Source organism: Caldicellulosiruptor acetigenus (assembly GCF_026914305.1).
In the GTDB taxonomy this organism is placed as follows: domain Bacteria; phylum Bacillota; class Thermoanaerobacteria; order Caldicellulosiruptorales; family Caldicellulosiruptoraceae; genus Caldicellulosiruptor; species Caldicellulosiruptor acetigenus.
Genome location: NZ_CP113866.1, coordinates 2,130,129 through 2,150,968, shown reverse-complemented (window position 1 = coordinate 2,150,968; position 20,840 = coordinate 2,130,129). Strand labels below are relative to the sequence as shown.

Annotated in this window: 15 protein-coding genes, 1 pseudogene and 1 riboswitch; of the genes and pseudogenes, 11 read left to right on the top strand and 5 right to left on the bottom strand. The window is 36.9% G+C overall.

Annotation, left to right across the window (positions count from 1 at the left end; translation table 11 throughout):
- Positions 1 to 379 precede the first annotated feature (379 nt).
- On the top strand, positions 380 to 2,413 hold the full coding sequence (locus OTK01_RS10585) for a GGDEF domain-containing response regulator (RefSeq protein ID WP_029228635.1): 2,034 nt from the start codon (positions 380 to 382) through the stop codon (positions 2,411 to 2,413).
- 135 nt (positions 2,414 to 2,548) lie between these two features.
- On the opposite strand, the gene OTK01_RS10580 is transcribed toward OTK01_RS10585, so the two are convergent.
- Positions 2,549 to 4,075, bottom strand: coding sequence for a LysM peptidoglycan-binding domain-containing protein (locus OTK01_RS10580; protein ID WP_029228636.1), 1,527 nt, complete (start codon positions 4,073 to 4,075; stop codon positions 2,549 to 2,551).
- Between the two features lie 233 nt (positions 4,076 to 4,308).
- Here OTK01_RS10580 and OTK01_RS10575 point away from each other — a divergent pair.
- Positions 4,309 to 5,999 (top strand): annotated as a pseudogene (locus OTK01_RS10575) (IS1182 family transposase); the annotation flags it as partial.
- A 6-nt stretch (positions 6,000 to 6,005) separates the two neighbouring features.
- On the opposite strand, the gene ribH reads toward OTK01_RS10575, so the two are convergent.
- Genes ribH through ribD form a run of 4 tightly spaced genes read right to left on the bottom strand, consistent with a single transcriptional unit; the run spans position 6,006 to position 9,360 of the window.
- Positions 6,006 to 6,473, bottom strand: coding sequence for a 6,7-dimethyl-8-ribityllumazine synthase (ribH, locus tag OTK01_RS10570; RefSeq protein WP_013433229.1), 468 nt, complete (start codon positions 6,471 to 6,473; stop codon positions 6,006 to 6,008).
- Positions 6,460 to 7,668 carry a 3,4-dihydroxy-2-butanone-4-phosphate synthase gene (gene ribB, locus OTK01_RS10565; RefSeq protein ID WP_029228003.1) on the bottom strand — a complete coding sequence of 403 codons (1,209 nt, stop codon included), beginning with the start codon at positions 7,666 to 7,668 and terminating at the stop codon, positions 6,460 to 6,462. Before ribB ends, ribH begins: the two co-directional genes overlap by 14 nt.
- 5 nt (positions 7,669 to 7,673) lie before the next feature.
- Positions 7,674 to 8,252 (bottom strand): riboflavin synthase, encoded by a 579-nt coding sequence (locus OTK01_RS10560; protein ID WP_029228004.1) that lies wholly within the window; start codon positions 8,250 to 8,252, stop codon positions 7,674 to 7,676.
- The gene (gene ribD, locus OTK01_RS10555; protein WP_029228005.1) at positions 8,245 to 9,360 is read right to left on the bottom strand and encodes a bifunctional diaminohydroxyphosphoribosylaminopyrimidine deaminase/5-amino-6-(5-phosphoribosylamino)uracil reductase RibD; all 1,116 of its coding nucleotides are present in this window, start codon (positions 9,358 to 9,360) and stop codon (positions 8,245 to 8,247) included. The genes OTK01_RS10560 and ribD overlap by 8 nt, the downstream gene beginning before the upstream one ends.
- Before the next feature lie 120 nt (positions 9,361 to 9,480).
- Positions 9,481 to 9,609: riboswitch (FMN riboswitch) on the bottom strand.
- 244 nt (positions 9,610 to 9,853) lie between these two features.
- Here ribD and OTK01_RS10550 point away from each other — a divergent pair.
- From OTK01_RS10550 to OTK01_RS10510, 9 genes are all read left to right on the top strand, one after another.
- Entirely contained in the window at positions 9,854 to 10,849 is a 996-nt protein-coding gene (locus tag OTK01_RS10550) for a LacI family DNA-binding transcriptional regulator (RefSeq protein WP_232841654.1), read from the top strand.
- A 38-nt stretch (positions 10,850 to 10,887) separates the two neighbouring features.
- Positions 10,888 to 12,396 (top strand): xylulokinase, encoded by a 1,509-nt coding sequence (xylB, locus tag OTK01_RS10545; RefSeq protein ID WP_029228007.1) that lies wholly within the window; start codon positions 10,888 to 10,890, stop codon positions 12,394 to 12,396.
- Positions 12,397 to 12,500: 104 nt separating this feature from the next.
- Positions 12,501 to 13,988: an HD-GYP domain-containing protein gene (locus OTK01_RS10540; RefSeq protein ID WP_029228008.1), complete on the top strand. Its 1,488-nt coding sequence runs from the start codon at positions 12,501 to 12,503 to the stop codon at positions 13,986 to 13,988.
- Between the two features lie 61 nt (positions 13,989 to 14,049).
- Positions 14,050 to 14,634 (top strand): ANTAR domain-containing response regulator, encoded by a 585-nt coding sequence (locus OTK01_RS10535; protein ID WP_029228009.1) that lies wholly within the window; start codon positions 14,050 to 14,052, stop codon positions 14,632 to 14,634.
- Entirely contained in the window at positions 14,610 to 15,332 is a 723-nt protein-coding gene (locus tag OTK01_RS10530; protein ID WP_029228010.1) for a gamma-glutamyl-gamma-aminobutyrate hydrolase family protein, read from the top strand. The genes OTK01_RS10535 and OTK01_RS10530 overlap by 25 nt, the downstream gene beginning before the upstream one ends.
- Entirely contained in the window at positions 15,332 to 16,120 is a 789-nt protein-coding gene (locus OTK01_RS10525) for a mechanosensitive ion channel family protein (RefSeq protein ID WP_029671960.1), read from the top strand. Before OTK01_RS10530 ends, OTK01_RS10525 begins: the two co-directional genes overlap by 1 nt.
- Positions 16,121 to 16,158: 38 nt before the next feature.
- Positions 16,159 to 17,877 carry a proline--tRNA ligase gene (locus OTK01_RS10520; RefSeq protein WP_029228012.1) on the top strand — a complete coding sequence of 573 codons (1,719 nt, stop codon included), beginning with the start codon at positions 16,159 to 16,161 and terminating at the stop codon, positions 17,875 to 17,877.
- A gap of 91 nt (positions 17,878 to 17,968) precedes the next feature.
- Positions 17,969 to 18,598: a cyclase family protein gene (locus OTK01_RS10515; RefSeq protein ID WP_029228013.1), complete on the top strand. Its 630-nt coding sequence runs from the start codon at positions 17,969 to 17,971 to the stop codon at positions 18,596 to 18,598.
- A 256-nt stretch (positions 18,599 to 18,854) separates the two neighbouring features.
- Positions 18,855 to 20,807, top strand: coding sequence for a methyl-accepting chemotaxis protein (locus OTK01_RS10510; RefSeq protein WP_029228014.1), 1,953 nt, complete (start codon positions 18,855 to 18,857; stop codon positions 20,805 to 20,807).
- The last annotated feature ends 33 nt before the right edge of the window (positions 20,808 to 20,840 follow it).

Below are 20,840 nucleotides of genomic sequence, written 5' to 3'. Positions count from 1 at the left end.
CTTAGATTTTAGAAAAAGAGGAGACAGCAAATGAGGTTTGTTAACATTGACCATTTAGAAGAAGGAATGATTGTTGGGAAAGATATTGTAGATTTAAATGGAAATATTCTTGAATAATTCCTTCAGATGTGATTCCTCAGCAGTTAAAGTTGAAAATGATAAAAATATTACATCTTATTGCTGAAATGGTTTTGTCAATGAGTCATATTTGATAGAACTGAGAAAGAACCTGAACATAACCATTTTATCTTCACTTAACGACTTTACAAATGAAAAGTCAAATTCAATTGCTGATACAAAAGAAGAAAATAAATTATATTGTAAGTATAAAATTGTAAGTCGTTAAAAATGGGGTATGAGGAGAGGGGTAGCACTACTGATGGATGGAGTTAGCTGTAAAAAGATTTTAATTGTAGAGGACAGTAGACTAAGTGCCCAGATTACCGCAGAAATTTTAGGCAAGTACGGTTATTGTGCAGAGATAGTAACTACAGGGGAAGAAGCTGTAGAGAGGCTAAAGAGCCGCAATGATATTGATCTAATTCTTATGGATATTGAACTTGAAGGAAAAATTGACGGGATAGAAGCTACTTACTTAATTCAACAGTTTTCGGATATTCCTATTTTATTTCTTACTGCTAACACAAGTAGAGAGATTATGGAAAAAATCCGCTCAATTACGGGGTATGGCTATGTAGTAAAAGGAATGGATGAGCATGTACTTATCTCTATTATAGAAATGGCTTTTAAATTGTATGAAACAAACAAGAGAGTAAAAAAAGAACAGAAGCTTTTTCATAATTTATTTGACTCAAGTGATGCAATTATGCTGATTATTGATCCTGAAACAGGAAAGATTATGGGTGCAAATAGAGCAGCTTGCGATTTTTATGGTTATCCTAAGGAAGTCTTTTTGCAAATGAATATAGAAGCAATTCTTTGTTCTACCAGAGTAGAAGCTTTAAAGAAATACGAAGAAACCTTAAGGAATGGTAATAATTCACTGATTTGTATTCATCGATTGGCAAATGGAGAAGAGCGAGTAGTAGAAGTTTATCCATCTTATATACATCATGAAAATAAGATGGTGTTATATTTAATAATATTTGACATTACTGAGCGCTGGAGAGCTGAAGAAGAACTGATGCTTTACAAACATTTATTTGAAGATTCACTCAACGAAATATATATATTTTCACCTGAGACATTAAAATTCATTGCTGTAAATCGCGGCGCTCAAGAAAATTTAGGATATACGGAGGAAGAACTAACTAATATGACTCCACTTGATTTGAAACCTGAATTTGATGTGGAGAACTTCAAAAAACTACTTTCTGAGTTGATGGAAGGAAAAAAAGAACATATTGTTTTTAACACTGTTCATCGCAGAAAGCAGGGAACTCTATACCCTGTAGAAGTTCATCTTCAACTTGTGCAATATATGGGTAAAAGGTTGTGTGTAGCATTTGTAATTGATATAACAGAACGCAAAGCAATGGAAAAGGAACTCCAAGAACAGAATGAGATTTTGAGTATTATAACTGAGTATGCTCACGATGCTATTATAATGCTTGATAATGAAGGGTGCATAACATTTTGGAATCCTGCGGCTGAGAGGCTATTAGGCTACTCCAAAGAGGAAGTGATAGGTGCTGAATTGCATAGATTAGTTATAAGCGATGAAAACCTTTATAAGCTTTATAAGGAGAGCTTTAAGAAGTTTCAACGGACCGGCAAAGGAAGTATTGTAGGGAAAACGATGGAACTGAAAGCGAAACGGAAGGATGGACATGAGATTTATGTTGAACTTTCTCTTTCTGCTGTGAAGATTAATAATGCATGGCATGCAATAGGGATTTTGCGCGATATAACTGAACGAAAGAAATTCGAAGAATTAATTTATAGGCAATCCATTACTGACTCATTAACGGACATTTACAATCGTCGATTTTTTATGCAAATGTTAGAAAAAGAGATAGAGCGAGCAAAGAGAAATGGGAAGTCATTTTCTCTTATTATGTTTGACTTAGACCACTTTAAAAAAATAAATGATAATTTTGGACATGCCATGGGAGATGTAGTGCTCAAGAGAGTGGCTGAGATGGTAAAGAGAAGGATACGCAAAACAGACTATTTTGCAAGGTGGGGAGGCGAAGAGTTTATAATTCTATTGCCAGAGACTTCGGTAAATAATGCTGTAAAAGTGGCTGAGGAGCTTCGTGAACATATAAGCAGTATGAGACTACCAGTGGTTGGACATGTGACTGCGAGCTTTGGAGTAGCAGGATTCAAAGAGCAAGACACAATTGACAGTATTCTTGTACGTGTAGATGATATGTTGTATGAAGCTAAGAAAGCAGGGAGAAATTGTGTGAAGAGTGAAAGTGAGAAAATGAAGTATGATGCAATATAGTGCGATGCAGTGCAAGATTTTTAACAGAAACTATTGTTTTAGTATATTTTAATATAAAGAGTAAGGGATTAGTAATAACAATGAGTTACTAATCCCTTCTATTTATGTTTAATAGATATATTACTTGTTCCTTCTTTATCTTAAACCTGCTGCAACCGAAACTGTCAGCTGATGCTGAGGGTCAATTTGATTGTCTTTGTGGCGAAGTCCATTGAATGTATACACATCAAAGTGACCATCCATTCCATTTACAATTGTATCAAGGTTTGGACCGTAGCCATATCCACCGCTTCTGTTTGCAACATTTTGGTTGTAAGGCACACCATCAACTCCTGCATGTGGCATGCCAGAAACTGACACGGCTATTCTTCTTCCATTTACTTCAAGTATAAACGGACGTCTTTCCCATGTCCAGCTACCGCCAAATATCTCTTTCATAATTTGAGTGTCTTTAAAGCTCAAGGTTTCTACATCGGCATGACTTGCCCCCATTGTTCTTTTTGCAAAGAAGTATTTTCCTGTCTGAATGTCAATAAACTTTCCAACGCTGCCAATTGGGAATACATAATTTCCCTGCGAAAACCAGTCGAGCATTTCAACTCCGTACTCATTTGAATGCACAGCAACTGTATGAACTGGCACTTTTAAGGTTTGCCCTACATAGAGGTAAGAGTTTTGATTTAGATTATTCGCCGACATAAGTTCATAATCGGGTATTCCAAATTTTACTGCAATAGACCATATTGTATCACCACTTTGCACTTTGTAGTAGGTATAGGTTACATAGTCACCTGAAGTATCAACAGGTATAAAGGAATAAAAGGAACTGCTTGGTTTTGAATTATCTACAATATCTTGCTTTATATCTACTGCCCATATTGAAACATAGCCAGTTCCTTTGGGTGTTGAAATTTTATAGAAATCTGCTTGCTTTCCAATAACATTTACAGTTTGCCCTTGAGTAAGATAAAACAGGTTTTGCGAAGATGAAGAAGGCGCAGCTTTTACATATGTCCACCACTTTATTGTTCCAGTAATCTGGACAGGGTTGAGGCTTACTTTTTTTACAATGAGCTTTTGTCCCACATAGAGCGTGTCGCTTGTAAGATTGTTGAGGCTCTTGATAATTTCAATAGATGTTCCGAACGTTTGGGATAGTATCCAGAGTGAATCACCACTTTGAACACTATAGACTATGTAGTTTCCGTTTGGCTTGAATATCATCCGCTTTCCGGATGGAAAGTAGCGAAATTCAAATAAATTTAAGTAAGTTTTGAAAGTAGAAGAATAAGGTACACAAATTCTATTTTGTATGATTTGCATTGGTCCATCCATATATAAGTTTTTTCCATTAAATGTCACCACATTGCTATCGAGCTTGAATATAAGTTCATTTTGGTCAACGATAAGCTTTGATTGAAGAAAGTTATAGTCTTTTGGATCAAAAGCAAAACTTCCACCCAGTATCCTTGAAAGTTCATAAGGAGAGAGATATGCTGCTGAACTTTTGTTAATAATGGTGATGTAAGATGGGTTGCCATTTGCATCAAAAAACAGAGCCTCTTCTTTTTGAATATCAGAGGCAAACGAAGGAGAAACTATGACTAAAGATAAGATTATAATAGTAACAACAAACAGCCAAAATCTTAATAAACTTTTCATAAAAACCCCGCCTCTTTCATTTAAAGTTTTAATATATTTTCATTATAAAGCCAGGTTTTTACTCAGCTCAAATGAAATACTTTCCAAAATGACTGAGTGTCATTTTTAAAAGTTTAATAAAAAAGGGGCTGTCCAAAAAGACGAATGGACAGCCTCTTTAATTTTGTATTTTTGGCATAGTGATATATTTTTGATATAATATATAAAAAATGATAACATGAGGTGATATACCAGTGGCTCGTAAACATGATAAAGTTGTCTTCAAAAATTACAACCCATACCAATATTTAATGCCTATCGACCCAGAAGCTTTTATACCTCAAAATCATTTGGTCAGAGTAATTGATAAAATCATTGATAAGATAGATATATAAACCGTAATGGAAAAGTACAAAGGTGGTGGTACAAGTAGTTACCATCCACTGATGTTATTAAAAGTTTTAATCTATGCTTACATACAAGGTATTTATTCATCAAGAAAAATAGCTCGGGCTTTACGTGAAAACATTACTTTTATGTGGCTCTCAAAATATCAAGCTCCTGATTTTAGGACTATCAACAGATTTAGAAAAGAAATTTTGGGGGATGCAATTGAAAATATCTTTGCCGAGGTGGTTAAACTCCTTATAGAGTTAGGATATGTAAACTTCGACTATTACTATCTTGATGGGACAAAAGTTGAAGCTAATGCAAACAAGTATTCTTTTGTTTGGGCTAAAAGCACAAAAACTTTCGAAAAGAAACTGAGAGAAAAAGTAAAAAACACTCTTGAAGAAATTGAAAGAATAAATGAAGAGGAAGATAAAGCATTAGGAGATTTAGATGTAAAATTGGAAGCTGACTATGATAGCAAGCAGTTAGAAGAAAAAATTGAGCAAATAAATCAAAGACTTGAGGAAGCTGAGTTTAAAAGTAAGAGAAAAGAAAAAAGAGTAAAGAAATTGGTAAAGGTATTGAAAAATGATTGCGTTTTCAGACTCAAAAAGTATGAGAATTATGAGACAATTTTAAACGGCAGGAACAGTTTCTCTAAGACAGACAATGATGCCACATTCATGAGGATGAAGGATGACCATATGAAAAATGGGATGCTAAAACCTGGATATAATGTTCAAATCGGCACACAGAACCGATTTGTAATAGGTTTTAGCATCCACCAAAGTCCCACAGATACTGTCTGCTTAAAAGAACATCTTGAGGCTGTGAAGAAGATGATGGGATTCACACCCAAGAATGTTGTAGCAGACAGTGGCTATGGGTCTGAAGAAAATTATCTTCATCTGAAAGAATGTGGCATAAATAGCTATATTAAGTATAACACATTTGACTTGGAGCAGACAAGAAGATTTAAGAAGGATATTTTTAATGTAAAGAACTGGGAGTACATAGCTGAAGAAGATGCCTATATTTGTCCTGCGGGTAAGAAGGTTAAATATTTGTATCCGAAGATAAGTGTAAATGAGAGAGGATTTGTAAGCTATGAGAAGGTATATCAATGCGAAGAGATTTGCAATGACTGTGAACACAGAGAAAAATGTTATAAAGGTAGAAGATGGAAGAAGAGATTTAGTGTAAGACCAAGGTTAGAAAAATTGAAGGAAGAGGTAAGACAAAGACTATTGAGTGAAGAAGGCAAAGAGATTTACAATAAAAGGAAGGTAGAAGTTGAGACAGTATTTGGGATAATAAAGAACAATAAAGGATTTAGGAGATTCCTGCTCAGGGGCTTAAAGGGTGTAAAGCTTGAGTGGGGTTTGGTTTGTATTGCCTATAACATAGAAAAATTAGCAAAGATAATGATAGAGGGTTGGGGTAAAACTGTCGCCCAACCCTCTTTTTGTTTGCTTTATAACTTAATATTGGTATTTAATACCACAAAACGTCCTTTTTGGTTATTAAAAATTATTGTTTTGGGACAGCCCCTTTTTCTCTAAAAAGAAATATTTTTCATCAAATTTGCCATCTCCAAGGCAGAGAGGGCTGTGTCAAACCCTTTGTTTCCTGCTTTTGTTCCTGCTCTTTCGATTGCCTGGTCAACTGTGTCGCATGTCAGAACACCAAATATAACTGGAATTTCTTGTTCCAAGGAGACGTTTGCAATGCCTTTTGAGACTTCTGCGCTTACATACTCAAAGTGTGGTGTGCTACCGCGAATCACTGCACCAAGTGCAATTATTGCATTGTATTTTTTTGACTTTGCAAGCTTTTTGCACACAAGAGGTATTTCAAAAGCACCTGGTACATAATATACGTCGATATTTTCGCTGTCCACATCATGCCGCTTAAGACCATCCAAGCACCCTTTTAGAAGCTCATCTGTAATAAATGAGTTAAACCTTGAAATGACAATTGCAAATTTCAAATCTTTTCCTTGAAAGCTACCTTCAAAAGTTCTCAACCTTATCCTCTCCTTTTATTAAAATCTCATGCTTTTTCTTTAATATCTTTGAGTGTATATATTTTTTGTTATATGGATTTACAACAATCGGAATAGATATTCTCTTTAAAATTTCAATTCCGCAATTCTGCAAAAAAGAAACCTTTTCAGGATTGGATGTTGCAAGATTTATTCTCTTTATCCCAAAGAATCTTAAAATATGCAGGGCGTCAAAATAGTCTCTCAAATCATCGTCAAAGCCAAGTAGATTGTTTGCCTCATAGGTATCAAAACCTTGCTCTTGATATGCATATGCCTTTATTTTATTAGCAAATCCAATTCCTCTTCCTTCCTGGTCAAGGTAAATGAGCATGCAGTTTTTATTCTCTGCCATAAACTGCAAGAAAAATTCAAGCTGCTGATGACAGTCGCACCTTAAACTGTGAAAAACATCTCCTGTTTTGCACGAAGAGTGTATTCGTACATTTACCGGCTGGCTTGGATTAAAAGTTTCATTTATCAGCACAGCATGTTCTTTTTGCGAAAAATAGTTTTTGAAAGCAAAAATCTTAAACTTTCCATACTGTGTGGGGAGGTCTGCCTCAGCTTCTTTTTGTACTGTGGGCCGGTTTAATAGAATATGATTTTCAATCTCATCAATTGTAGTAACAGGTATTGAAAATCTCTTTGCCAAGCTTTTTACATACTCTTTGTTGTGACTATCTCCTTTTTCGTCTAAGATTTCAATCATCACTGCAGCAGGAAAAAGCCCAGAAATTCTGCAAAGTTCTACAGCAGCCTCTGTGTGACCTTTTCTTGTCAAAACCCCGCCCTCATGAGCAACAACAGGATTTACATGCCCGGGAATTTTAAAGTCAGAAGCCATCGCATTTGGGTTTGCAAGCTCTTTGCTTGTTTTGCTTCTCTCTTTAGCAGTTATACCTGTTTTTGTGTCTTTGTGGTCAACTGTAACTGTGAAAGTGCAACTGTCTTGAGTGTTGTAAGGAACGTATAAATTCAAGCGCCTTTGAATTTCCTTATCTATGGCAACACAGAACATTCCTTTTGCGTGATTTAAGACAAAACTTATCTTTTCAGGTGTTGAGAACTGAGCGGGCAGAATTAAGTCTGCCTCATCTTCACGGTTTTGGCTGTCAAATACTATTACAAACTCTCCACTTTTAAACTTCTGTATTACATCTTTCAAATCATACATGTCTATCACCTCAAATTTTCTTTCACAATCTTTGCAATGTAGTCAAATTCAATGTTTACATAATCACCAACCTTTTTATACTTCAAGGTAGTATTTTCGATGGTGTGTGGAATCAAAGATATTGTAAAGTATGTGTCAAATACATCAACAACTGTAAGAGAAATACCATCAATTGCAACAGAACCTTTTTTTAAAACAAGCCCTTTGAATTTCTCAAAAGGCTTTATTCCAATTATTCTGCTTTTTCCTTGAATTTTTTGCATGTATACTGTGCCAATACAGTCAACATGACCAAGAACAATGTGACCGCCAATTCTGTCTCCCATCTTCAAAGCAGGCTGTAAGTTTACAGGCATCCCCTCTTTTAAAAATTTAAGTGTGGTTCTTTCAATTGTTTCAGGTGACAGGTCAAAGTCAAATTTGCCATTTGAGATATTTGTAACTGTCAGGCACACACCATCAACTGCGATACTGTCACCAATTTTTGCATCTATCTTTTTCACTTCTATACTCAGCTTTACAATATCCTCAATTTTTCTGACCAAAACAACCCTGCCAACCTCTTCAACAATTCCGCTAAACATAACTTATATCTCCTTCAATGATGGTAGAGTTTTTAAAGGTTGTAACTTTTGTATTTACAAGCTTTGGGAAAAAGTCTTCAAAGCCTTCTCCGCCTACCGCACCTTTTGTGTCCTGCCCACCGATGAAAACATTGAATATCAATGAATACCAGTAATCTGCAATTCTTTGCCTCAAAAGAGAAAAATTTAATAAGCTTCCTCCCTCAACAAGAACTGATACTATCTTTTGCTGTGCAAGTTTTGAAAATGCATCTGAAAGGTCAAGATGACCATCTTCTGATGACTTTGCAAAGATTATTTTTATTCCTTTTTGAGAAAGAAGGTCTATTTTTTGTGCATCATTTACATTTTCGCTGCACACAATGTAGGTAGAATACTCATCAGAAGTTTTTACAATATTGCACCCAAGAGGAATTCGCAGCTTTGTATCAAGTACAACTCTTATGGGCTGTCTTACTATCTCTCCATATCTTGCATTTAAAATTGGGTTATCTGAAATTACAGTATTTACAGAGACCAACGTGGCCATATATTTTTGACGAAGACTGTGTACAAAGACATTTTCCTCTTCAGTGCTAAACAAAAATCTCTTATTTGAAGGTTTTGCAATTTTGCCGTCAATACTCTGGGCAACTTTTATGGCAGTGTAGGGAATACCCTTTTTCATGTATTTAAAAAAGTCTTTGTTGATGCTTTCTGCTTCTTTTTGAAGCACGCCTTCTACAACTTCAATTCCGTGCTGTTTTAAAATTTGTATGCCATTGCCATTGACAAGGGGATTTGGGTCTCTTGTGGCAACCACAACTTTTTTAATTCCACTTTTTATAATTGCTTCTGTACAGGGCGGCTGTTTGCCAAAATGACAGCAAGGCTCTAAAGAGACATACATTGTTGCGTTTTTGAGCAAGTATCCATTTTTTATTGCATCCTCGATTGCCAAAACTTCTGCATGTTTTTCACCATACTTTTGATGATATCCTTTTCCAATTATTGTTCCGTTTTTTACAATCACACACCCAACTCTTGGGTTTGGCAACACCAAAGGAGAAGCTTTTTTTGCAAGCTCAAGTGCCATGTTCATATAATAGCTGTGCGATAGGCACTTCAATAATATCCTCCCCTCCAACGAAAATTGATACACAAAAAATTAAAGCCTCGAAAGCATTTTTCCACCTTCGAGGCTTGTAAGCTCTTATTTATGATGTATAAGAAAATCTTCCTTACACATCCACTCCTTCTCCCATCCGGACTTTCACCGTTGGCACCGGAATTTCACCGGTTCTGCAAAAGCCTTGTTGGCTTTTGCTCGCGGGCTTTTACCGCCAGTGGGGAATTTCACCCCGCCCCGAAGGATGGACTATAGCTACTTTTTTTTATATTCAATTTTATCCTTCATTATATTCATAAATTAGCGAAATTTCAATAACAAAATTTACCTTTATTCAAACCTTGTAGATTACATCTTGAATATTCTTCTCTATCATTTATTGAAATTTTTGTTGAAAAACCAAACAACAATATGATAAAGTATATAACAAAGAACAATCGAAATCGCTTACAACTTCTATGATTTTATAAACTAAAAAGTGTAAGAGAAAGGGGTGAAATTTTTGCCGTCGATAGAAGATGTTGCAAAAAGAGCTGGTGTTTCAAAAGCAACTGTGTCAAGAGTTATAAATGGAACAGCAAACGTCTCTGAGAAAAAGAAAAAGGCTGTTTTGGATGCTATAAAGGCATTAAATTACACTCCAAATGTCACAGCAAAAAACTTGGCGCGGAGAAAAACAGATACAATTGGAATCATAATTCAGTCTCTTAGCAGCTGGTTTTACAGTGAAGTTGTAGGACTTTTGAACGAGTACATCACAAAGAAAGGGTATGGGGCAATATTTTGTCAGCTTATAGATAATATCGATTATTTCAAGTTCCTTGTTGGAAGAGTGGATGGCATAATTGTTTTTGGTTATAGGAGCATTGACAAGCAATCTTTGAGGCTTTTGCAGGCAAACAATGTGCCGGTTGTCCTTGCTGAAAACAACACCGACTATTCAGATGTTCCGCGAATAAATGTAAATAACTTCCAAGGTGGATATATTGCTACAAAGTATCTCATTGAAAAAGGCTGCAGAAAAATTGCACATGTTTCAGGCCCGCTTGAGTCGTTTGAAAGCGTTGCAAGGTTTGAAGGATATAAAGCAGCTTTGAAAGACTTTGGCATTGAGTTTTCTCAGAATCTTGTTGTTGAAGGAGATTTTATGTTTCAAAAAGCATATGAGAATATAAGAAAGCTTGTGCAAAAAGAGGAGATTGACGGTGTGTTTGCGGCAAACGACCTTATGGCGTATGCGAGCATGTATGCCTTGGATGAGATGGGAATAAACGTGCCAGCTCAGGTAAAGGTTGTAGGGTTTGACGATGTTGATTTGGTGGGTCTTAGACTTAGCAAAATGCCAAAGCTTACAACTATAAGACAGCCAATTGACCTCATGGTCAAAACAGCATGTGATATCCTTTTTGAAAAGATAGAAGACCCTGACAAGAAGTTTGAAAGTGAGTATATCCTTGACACACAGTTAATTGTAAGACAGTCTGCTTAAAGTGTATTAAAATCTTTGAGAAAGGAAGGTGTATTTGTATGTATTTTATTGGAATTGACGTTGGAACATCTGGGACAAAGACAATCCTGATTGACTCAAAAGGTAAGATTCTGGCTTCTGCAACGTTTGAATATCCTCTTTATCAGCCTCAGATTGGCTGGGCTGAGCAAAATCCCGAAGACTGGTGGGATGCAAGCGTAAAAGGAATTAAAGCTGTGCTTGAAAAGTCAAAAGTAGACCCCAAGGAAGTTAAGGCTGTGGGACTTACCGGGCAGATGCACGGGCTTGTGATGCTTGACAAAAACTGCAACGTTATAAGACCATCAATCATCTGGTGTGACCAGCGAACGGCAAAAGAATGTGATGAAATAACAGAAAAGGTTGGCAAGGAAAGGCTTGTGGAGATTACAGCAAACCCTGCACTGACAGGTTTTACAGCATCAAAGATTCTGTGGGTGAGAAACAACGAACCACAAAACTATGAGAAGGTGTACAAAATTTTGCTTCCCAAAGACTATATAAGGTTTAAACTTACAGGCGAGTTTGCAACAGATGTGTCAGATGCATCTGGTATGCAACTTTTGGATGTGAAAAACAGATGCTGGTCTGATGAGGTGCTTGAAAAGCTTGAGATAGACAAAGGGCTTCTTGGAAAAGTCTATGAGTCGCCAGAGGTTACGGGAAAAGTGAGCAGGCAAGCAAGCGAACTTACAGGTCTTTGTGAAGGCACTTTAGTTGTTGCAGGTGGAGGAGACCAGGCAGCAGGTGCAGTTGGAAATGGTATAGTAAAGACGGGTGTGATTTCATCTACAATTGGTTCGTCTGGCGTTGTTTTTGCCCATCTTGACGAGTTTAAGATTGACCCACAGGGAAGGGTTCACACATTTTGTCATGCAGTGCCGGGAAAATGGCATGTGATGGGTGTAACACAAGGTGCCGGACTTTCTCTCAAGTGGTTTAGAGACAACTTTGCACACATCGAAAAGGCTGCGTTTGAGTTTATTGACAAAGACCCATACATTTTGATGGACCAGGAGGCAGAACTTGCAAACCCAGGCGCAGACGGACTTGTTTTCCTGCCATATTTGATGGGGGAAAGAACGCCCATTTTGGACCCATACGCCAAAGGAATATTCTTTGGAATAACAGCAAAGCATACACGAAGAGAGTTCATTAGAGCTGTCATGGAAGGTGTTGTATTTTCACTTAAAAACTGTCTTGATATTTTGTACGAGATGGGCATCGAGGTGAAAGAGGTGAGAGTTTCAGGCGGTGGTGCAAAGAGCAAGCTCTGGAGACAGATGCAGGCAGACATATTTGAGATGGATGTATGGACACTAAATTCCAAAGAAGGACCTGCGTTTGGTGCAGCTATCCTGGCAGCAGTTGGTGCAGGAGAATATCAGAAGGTTGAAGAAGCCTGCGATACTATGATTCAAAAGGTAGATAGCTGCAGCCCAAATGAAAAACTATTTGAAATATATAGAAAAACTTATAAACTTTACAACAGTATATATCCAAGAGTTAAGGACTTATTCAACATGTAAGAGAGCCGAGTTTGGCTCTCTTTTTTGTCATTTTGTTTGAAGGATTTTTGCGCCTTTTGTCGAAATAATAAGGTGTGTGACTTTCTTGACAGGGGGACTGAAGGTTGAAGTTACAAAAGAGTTTTTGGATGAGAGTGTTTGAATTTTTTCTTTTCTTTTTAATAGGTTGTCCTTTGGCAATTCAAATTGTCGAAGGTTTTTTTCATATTAAAAATCCTGTCATTGAGTATCTTCAAATTATAACTCTGTTTTTTGCAATGATATTTTTCACTGCGTTTTATATTCTCAGGTACAGCAGTGTATTAAAAAGATATAAGGTGTTCGAAAAAAAACAAAAGGTTATCATCAAAAAACTAAAAGAGGAGAAAGATAATATAGAAAAAAATTATATTGACAGTATCCGTCTCAACAAAGAAATGACAAATATTGTAAAAAGATTAATTGAGACAGAAAGAGGATTGAGAGAAAAAAACGAATGGCTAAAAAATTTTTTTGAACTTTCGACAAAAATTATTAGCCTTTCAAGTGTGAGGGAAATAGTAGAAGTTATAGGGGAATTTAAGTATGAGAGTTTGAGATTTGTGAGGGTGAGTGTTTATCATGCTGGTGATGACAAGAAATTCAAGAGTTTGTATCAATTTGGACAAAAAGATGTGCACGAACAGATCCTCTTTAACAAAGCCAAAGAGGATGTGAATATAGCATACAAAGTAGAAAGTAACAGTATAATAAAAGTGGCTATTCCAATCATTTCGGAAGAAAAGTGTGAAGGTATCTGTTTTTATGTAATTGAATGCAAAAGCGTTTCAAATGAGGATGTTGGATATTATATTAGTATGTGCAACTTTATTACAATGGCAATAAAAAATGCCATTTATTATTCAAATCTCAAAAAACAGAAGTCAGAAATAGAAGATTTGTATGAAAAAAGCACTTACATGAACGAAAAGCTAAAAGAGACAATTGAGGAGTTAAATAAATCAAAGGCAGAACTTGAAAAGAAAAATCAAGAAATTGAAAAGTTCTTCTATGAAACAATCTTGTGCTTGTCCAAAGCAATTGAATACAAGGATGTGTATACAAAAGGACACTGCGAAAGAGTACAGAGCATTGCTTTAAAGATTGCAGATGAGCTTTCGCTTTCAGATGAAGAAAAAGATGTTTTAAAAGTTGCGTGTTTGCTTCATGACATAGGCAAGATTGGTGTAAAAGAGGATATATTGAATAAGAAAGGGTCATTAGAAGCTCATGAGTATGAGGAGATACAAAAACATCCTTTGATAGGGTACAACATTTTAAAAGATTTAGAGTTTACAGACAGAATCAAAAAGGTTGTGCTTCAGCACCATGAAAGGGTGGATGGCAGGGGTTATCCATTTGGATTGAAAGATGAAGAGATAGACCTTCTTGCCAAGATTGTAGCTGTTGCCGATGCCTATGATGCAATGACCTCTGATAGACCCTATAGAAAAGCTTTTGATAAGGAGACAGCTTTAAGCGAGATGAAAAGGTGTGCCGGCAGCCAGTTCGATACTACTATAGTGGAAAAACTGATTAATTTAGCCCAAAAAGGTTTAGTGATGTTTTTATAGAAAAAGAAAAAGGAGTGTGTTAAAATTATTAAATAAGCTTGATAGGGAGCAAAGAATAGAGATGTTCAAGGTCATTTTGGCTATAAAGAACCAAAAATTATTTTCTGTTGTAAAAAACACCCTTATTGAAAATGGCTATACCGTGGCTGATACTGCCACAGACTTTGCAGATTGCCTGAGAAAGATAAGGGTTTTAAAACCGGATATTGTTATTATGGAGTATGGTTTTAGTGTTGGCAGCATGGTAGAGATGATAGATATTCTAAAAAATGACAGAATATGTCCTGTTGTCATCTTGGCAAACCAGGCACAAAGGTCTAATATAGAAAGTGTAATTTTAGAAGATGATGAGTTCAACATTTTCTTGTACAGTCCATTTAATAAGTGGGCGTTCATATCCTTTGTTGAGACTATCGTAAAAAATTGGATGAGATTAAGAAAGTTAGAAGAACAAATAAGAAAGCTTCAGGATGATTTGGAAACAAGAAAGCTTGTTGAAAGGGCAAAAGGGATTTTGATGAAGGAGCTCAAGCTTGATGAAGAAAGCGCGATGAGAAAGCTTCAAAAGCTCAGCATGGACCACCAGATGCCTATTAAAGAAGTGGCAAAGAGAATCATAGAATGGAAATTGAAGAACTCAAAATAAGTTGGGCAAGTCTAATGAATGTGCTTATATTTGGAGGGTTTGATGCAGATAATAGAAAACTTTATGTGATGAATGAGTACATAGAAGTACTTTTAATGCTAAATGCAAAACCCATAATTTTCCCTATAAGTTTTTTATCAACCGAGCTTATAAAAGAGTACATACAGATGTGTGATTGTGTTCTTTTTTGCGGAGGTGAGGATGTTCACCCTAAATTTTATGGCAGAGAACCTCAAGTAGGAATAAGAAAAATCAATCTTTTGAGAGATAGAATAGAGCTTGGAGCAATGAGAATTTCATATGAGATGAACAGAAGAGTTTTGGCAATTTGCAGAGGAGTGCAGGTTATGAATGTTGCGTTTGGTGGGACTTTGATACAGGACATAGAGAGAAAATCCTCCATCTCTCATTACCAGAATCTGGATGGAAGGTATGGATATCACTCTGTGGAGATTGTTGGAGGGGTGCTTGCCAGCATCTTTGGATACCGAAAGATTTTGGTAAACTCTTTTCACCATCAGGCAATAGATGAGGTTGCACCTGAGTTTGAAATAGAGGCAGAATCAATGGATGGCATTGTAGAGGCAATTTCAAAAAAAGACAGAAGCTTTTTTGTAGGTGTGCAGTGGCACCCCGAGCTTATGGCAAAAGATGATGAGTTTCAAAAAAGGCTTTTTGAGAGGTTTTTGGAAGGGTGATGTGTTTGAGTATTGGGAAGCTGTCTGAAATAATTTTGAAATATAGTGGGAAGATAATTTATTCGATAGTCATCTTGGTTATTGGTTTTTTGTTTTTAAAGTTTTCTAACAAAATACTTGAAAAATGGAAGAGAAAACAGAGAAATTCTGTATTTCCAATTAATCAAAAGAGGATAGACACTCTTGCAGCACTTTTCAAAAGTATTATAAAATACTCTATATACTTTTTAGTAATTGTACTCATTCTTGAAAACTTTAACGTTTCAATCAAGACAATCTTGGCTGTTGCAGGGATAGGTGGGCTTGCGATAGGTTTTGGTGCACAGAGTTTAATTAAAGATGTTATAGCGGGTCTTTTTTTGATTATTGAAGACCAGCTGTCTGTTGGTGACTATGTCACCATCGATGGAAGAAGTGGAACGGTCAAAGAGATGGGAATAAAGACAATTAAAATTCAGGACTACAACGGCTCAATCCATATTATTCCAAACGGTTCCATAGGTGCCATTACAAACTGGTCGAGGCATAACTCAAAGGCGATTGTGGATGTTAAGCTCAATACAAAGATGAACTTTGATGAGGTGTCTTTGAAACTCCAAGAGGTGTTCAAAGAGATTGAAGAGGAATTCAAAGAAGACATTGTCACACCACCGCAGATTGTGGGGATTGTGGACACAAACTGGATAGAATATACACTCAGAATTGTGACAGAGACAAAACCTCTTCGCCACTGGGATTTAGAGAGGGCGATGAGAAAAAAGATAATTGAAAAGCTTTTTGTAAGCTAAAAAACAAAAGTTTAGAAAGGGGTAGTAACTAGAGGAAAATGAAAGTTTCAGAGCTTTTCATGCCAACTTTGAAAGAAACACCTTCTGATGCAGAGATAGAATCACATAAGCTTATGCTAAGATCTGGTTTTATGAGACAGCTCTCCTCTGGCATCTATGTGTATCTTCCGCTTGGCTACAGAGTTTTAAGAAAGATAGAAAACATTGTCAGAGAAGAGATGGACAGAGCTGGTGCTCAAGAGGTTCATATGTCTGCACTTATGCCAAAAGAGCTTTGGGAAGAGTCTGGTAGATGGGCAGTATTTGGACCGGAGATGTTCAGAATAAAAGATAGAAATGAAAGGGAGTACTGTTTGGGACCTACTCACGAAGAAGCATTTACTTATATAGTCAGAAACGAGATTTCATCTTACAGGGACCTTCCAAAAATTTTGTATCAAATTCAAACAAAGTTTCGTGATGAAAGAAGACCGCGGTTTGGTGTTATGCGCTGCCGAGAATTTACAATGAAAGATGCTTATTCTTTTGACATTGATGAAAAAGGCTTGGACATATCATATCAAAAGATGTATGATGCCTATGTGAGGATTTTCAAAAGGTGCGGGCTTGATGTAAAGATTGTCGAAGCAGACACAGGTGCAATGGGAGGAGCAAGCTCACACGAGTTCATGGTTCCATCATCTGTTGGTGAGGCGGAAATTGCATATTGCAAAGCGTGCGGATATGCTGCAAACTTGGAAAAGGCAGAGTGTTTGGACACACCAGTTGAAAACAATGAGGAACTTAAAGAAAAACAGGAAGTCTACACTCCAAATGTGAGGACAATTGAGGAGCTTGTGAGTTTCCTTGGCATCGACAGCACAAGGTTTGTAAAGACAATGATTTACAAGGCAGATGACAAGTTTGTCGCAGTGCTGGTGAGAGGGGACAGAGAGGTAAACGAGACAAAGCTAAAAAATCTTTTAGGAGCAACAGACCTAGAACTTGCATCTGCAGAGGATGTAGAAAGAATAACAGGTGCAAAGGTGGGATTTGCCGGACCAATTGGTCTTTCGATAGATGTGTATGCGGACAATGAGGTAAAATACCTCAAAAACTTTGTGGTGGGCGCAAATAAGACAGATTATCATATAAAGAATGTTAATCTTTCAGATTTTAAAGTCACAAAGTTTGCAGACCTCAGGAATATAACCCAAGACGACCTTTGTCCAAAATGCCGCTCTCAGAAGGTGACAATTGAAAGAGGAATTGAGGTTGGACACATATTTAAACTTGGTACAAAGTATACAGAAGCTTTTAACTGCGTGTATACAGATGAAAAAGGCGAAAAGAAGCTCATGATAATGGGATGTTATGGTATTGGTATCAACAGGACAGCTGCAGCTATCATTGAACAGATGCACGATGAGGACGGTATAATCTGGCCAATTACAGTCGCACCATATGAGGTAATTGTTGTGCCTGTAAATGTAAATGATGAAAATCAGAACAAGATTGCATTTGAGATTTATGAAAAATTGCAGAAAAACGGAGTTGAGGTTTTGATTGATGACAGAGATGAAAGAGCAGGTGTTAAGTTCAAGGATGCGGATTTGATAGGAATTCCGTTCAGAGTTACTGTTGGGAAGAAAGTGTCAGAAGGAAAGCTTGAGATTAGAAACAGAAGAACAAAAGAATCTTTTGAAGTTGAAATTGAGAAGGCAATAGAGTTTGTAATTAATCTAATCAAGGAAGAAAAAGCAAAATACCAAATATAAGTTTGAAATGCTTGTCAGCAAAAGGGGCTAAAGACAGAAGCCCCTTTTTGTTATTTTAAGAAAAATTTTTAATTTCAAGGAGGTCATGAAGATGAGGATTATCGATGTTAGCATTCCAATTTCAGATAGTATGGTGTATTTTCCTGGTGACCCAAAACCGCAAATATCAAGGGTTTATAGCATTGAAAAAGGAGAAGCAGCGAACGTCAGCAAGCTCATACTTTCATCCCACACAGGGACACACATTGATGCACCAGCTCATTTTATAAAGGATGGAAAGACCATTGACAAGCTTCCTTTAGAGTACTTGATAGGAGAGGTTAAGGTTTTCGAAGTGTATGAAGATGATAAGATAACCAGAGAGTTTCTTGAAAGCAAAAATATTGATTTAGAAGATAGAATATTTTTCAAGACCAAGAATTCTCAGTATCTTAGCAGCACCTCAGAGTTTTGTGAAAAGTATGTATATTTGAGTTTAGATGCTGCCCAGTTTCTCATAGAAAGGAAAGTTAAGGTTGTGGGGATAGATTATCTTTCGATAGAAGAATTTAGCTCAAACGATTTTGCTGTGCACAAGCTACTTCTTTCTAATAATGTTGTAATTATTGAGGGTTTAGACCTTTCAAATGTATGTGGAGGAAAATACAGATATGTAGCATTGCCATTAAAACTAAAAGACTGCGATGGTGCACCTGCGAGGGTGGTGTTGATTGATTTTTAATCCAAAAATTTTGTAGGTTCCATTTACACCTACTTATTTTAATGGTATTTTTGTTAGAAAGACAATCTGATAATTAAATCGCAATTTATTTTTAAATATTTCTGTCTTAGTTGGATTAATTGGTATCAATAAATATAATACCAATATAATTGTGGCAATTAATTGAATTACTTTGTATAACACAAATAACATTTATTAAAAAAAAAAAAAAAAAAAAAAAGTTACATATAATCAAAAATAAAAGGGAGGTAATAGAATGGAACTTTCTAAATTGCAGACACCAAGAAATCCTTTAAAAGCTAATATCCAGCCAGCTGCCTTTAACCAAGTTCAAGACATTTCTCAAGGCCAATCTTTCAGCACCGGTGTTTTTGACTCAACAAAGAAAAAGGAAAAGAGAGATGAGCTAAAGAAAAACACAATAATCGAGAGGCTGGCTGCAGCATCAACTGAGACTCAGGCGGCTGTAGCACAAGCAACACGAAATGTCAACGAGCTTCAGGTTGCAGTGCAGGAGATTGCAGCATCAGCTCAGGAAGCGTCTAAGGCTGCCAATGAGTCTTTGAAAGCTATTCAGGAGATTGAAAAGGTTGCAAAGGTTGCAGATGAAAGGACAGGCGAGCTTTCGAATTCTATTGCAAACCTTCAAGCACTTATTCAAAATATTGCAGACGAGATTGAAGATATGATTCGAGGAATTGAGTCTGCAGCTCAGACTTCTCTTGAATCTGCTGAAAATGTTTTGCAACTTGAAAGACAGGCAAATGAAATTAGAACTACCGCTCAGGCAGTGATGGAGGTTGCTGACCAGACAAATTTGCTTGCACTCAACGCGGCAATCGAGGCTGCAAGAGCTGGCAAGCATGGTCGTGGTTTTGCAGTTGTGGCAGATGAGGTAAGAAGTTTGGCGGAGACAACAAATAAAGCCGCTATCGAGATTCAAAACATCATAGAGGATATTCAAAAAGATGTAAATGTTGTGGCAGAGGATATAAGAGGTGTTGGAGAACTTGTTAGAGGAGAGGCTGAAAAAGCGAAAGGTGTTGCAGAGGATTTAAAGAAGATAGAAAATGCAATCAATACAATTGTTGAAGCTATGAAGGAGATAAGAGTTTTGTCAAGAAATATGATGAATGCATCAAGCGAAGTCAGAGGTGGAAGCCAGCAAATTGCAGCGGCAGCAGAAGAAACTGCGGCAGCAACAGAAGAGTCAAATGCATCATTGATTGAGCAGACAAAGGCTTTGAACGAGATTAACAATGCAATAACAATGCTTGCTGAGATGGCAGATGAGCTAAAATCTACAAGCATTACTCAAAAGAATGCAGAAGAGCTTGCGGCAGCATCGGCTGAACTTGCAGCAATGGTGGAAGAGTCGCACAAGGCAAGCTATCAGATTTCTTCAGCACTTGAGCAGATAATGCAGGCGAGCGAAGAACAGGCAGCTGCATGTGAAGAGTCCCAGAAAGCAACAGAGAATCTTAAAGAAATGCAGAAAGATATAGTTGATAGATTAGAAAACGCTACAAAATTGGCAAAAGAATTGCAGGAGATTTTAGAAAAGAATAGAAAAGATGTAGAGGGATTGATTGAAGGTGTTGCACAGTCGGTTGAGAAGAACAGACAGTCATTGGAAAGCGTGAGAGTACTTGAAAAAAGGATTAGAAACATCGAGAAGATAATTGATACAATCTCAAATGTTACAACAAAAGTGGACTTGCTATCGCTCAATGGATCAATTGAAGCAGCACGTTCTGGCAAGTACGGGAAAGGATTTGCGGTTGTTGCAGGGGATATAAAGCAGCTTGCTCAGCAGTCAAGTGAAGCAATAGGGAATATAAAAGAAATGGTGAGAAATATCAGCGACCAAGTGAGAGTTGTATATGAAGATGTTGAAAATGCTGTTAAAACTTCAACACAGGAAAATGAAAAGGCGCAAAAGATAACCATTTCGCTTGAAAGGGTAAAACTTGCAACAGAAAAAGTTGTGACAGAAGGTGGGCAGCTCCTTAAGATGGCACAGGATGCAGAAGCAGCTCTGACCCAGATTGCAGCAGGAACCATGCAGATAGCAAGGGGAGCAGAAGAAGCATCACAAGCAGCTCAAAGTGCAGCAACCCAGGCACAAGAGCAGCTTAAAGCAATATCTCAGATTGCTCAGGCAGCTCAAGAGCTTGCTAATCTTGCAGAAGAGCTTAAAAATATTTAAGCGGGGTTAGTTTGAAAGAGGAGGATTGAGTGA

Coding starts and splice junctions, on each gene's coding strand:
- OTK01_RS10585 (WP_029228635.1), top strand. CDS start 380: ATGGATGGAGTTAGCTGTAAAAAGATTTTAATTGTAGAGGACAGTAGA.
- OTK01_RS10580 (WP_029228636.1), bottom strand. CDS start 4,075: ATGAAAAGTTTATTAAGATTTTGGCTGTTTGTTGTTACTATTATAATC.
- ribB (WP_029228003.1), bottom strand. CDS start 7,668: ATGTATGATTTGAAAGATGTAATACAGAAGTTTAAAAGTGGAGAGTTT.
- OTK01_RS10560 (WP_029228004.1), bottom strand. CDS start 8,252: ATGTTTAGCGGAATTGTTGAAGAGGTTGGCAGGGTTGTTTTGGTCAGA.
- xylB (WP_029228007.1), top strand. CDS start 10,888: ATGTATTTTATTGGAATTGACGTTGGAACATCTGGGACAAAGACAATC.
- OTK01_RS10535 (WP_029228009.1), top strand. CDS start 14,050: ATGTTCAAGGTCATTTTGGCTATAAAGAACCAAAAATTATTTTCTGTT.
- OTK01_RS10530 (WP_029228010.1), top strand. CDS start 14,610: ATGGAAATTGAAGAACTCAAAATAAGTTGGGCAAGTCTAATGAATGTG.
- OTK01_RS10525 (WP_029671960.1), top strand. CDS start 15,332: ATGTGTTTGAGTATTGGGAAGCTGTCTGAAATAATTTTGAAATATAGT.
- OTK01_RS10520 (WP_029228012.1), top strand. CDS start 16,159: ATGAAAGTTTCAGAGCTTTTCATGCCAACTTTGAAAGAAACACCTTCT.
- OTK01_RS10515 (WP_029228013.1), top strand. CDS start 17,969: ATGAGGATTATCGATGTTAGCATTCCAATTTCAGATAGTATGGTGTAT.
- OTK01_RS10510 (WP_029228014.1), top strand. CDS start 18,855: ATGGAACTTTCTAAATTGCAGACACCAAGAAATCCTTTAAAAGCTAAT.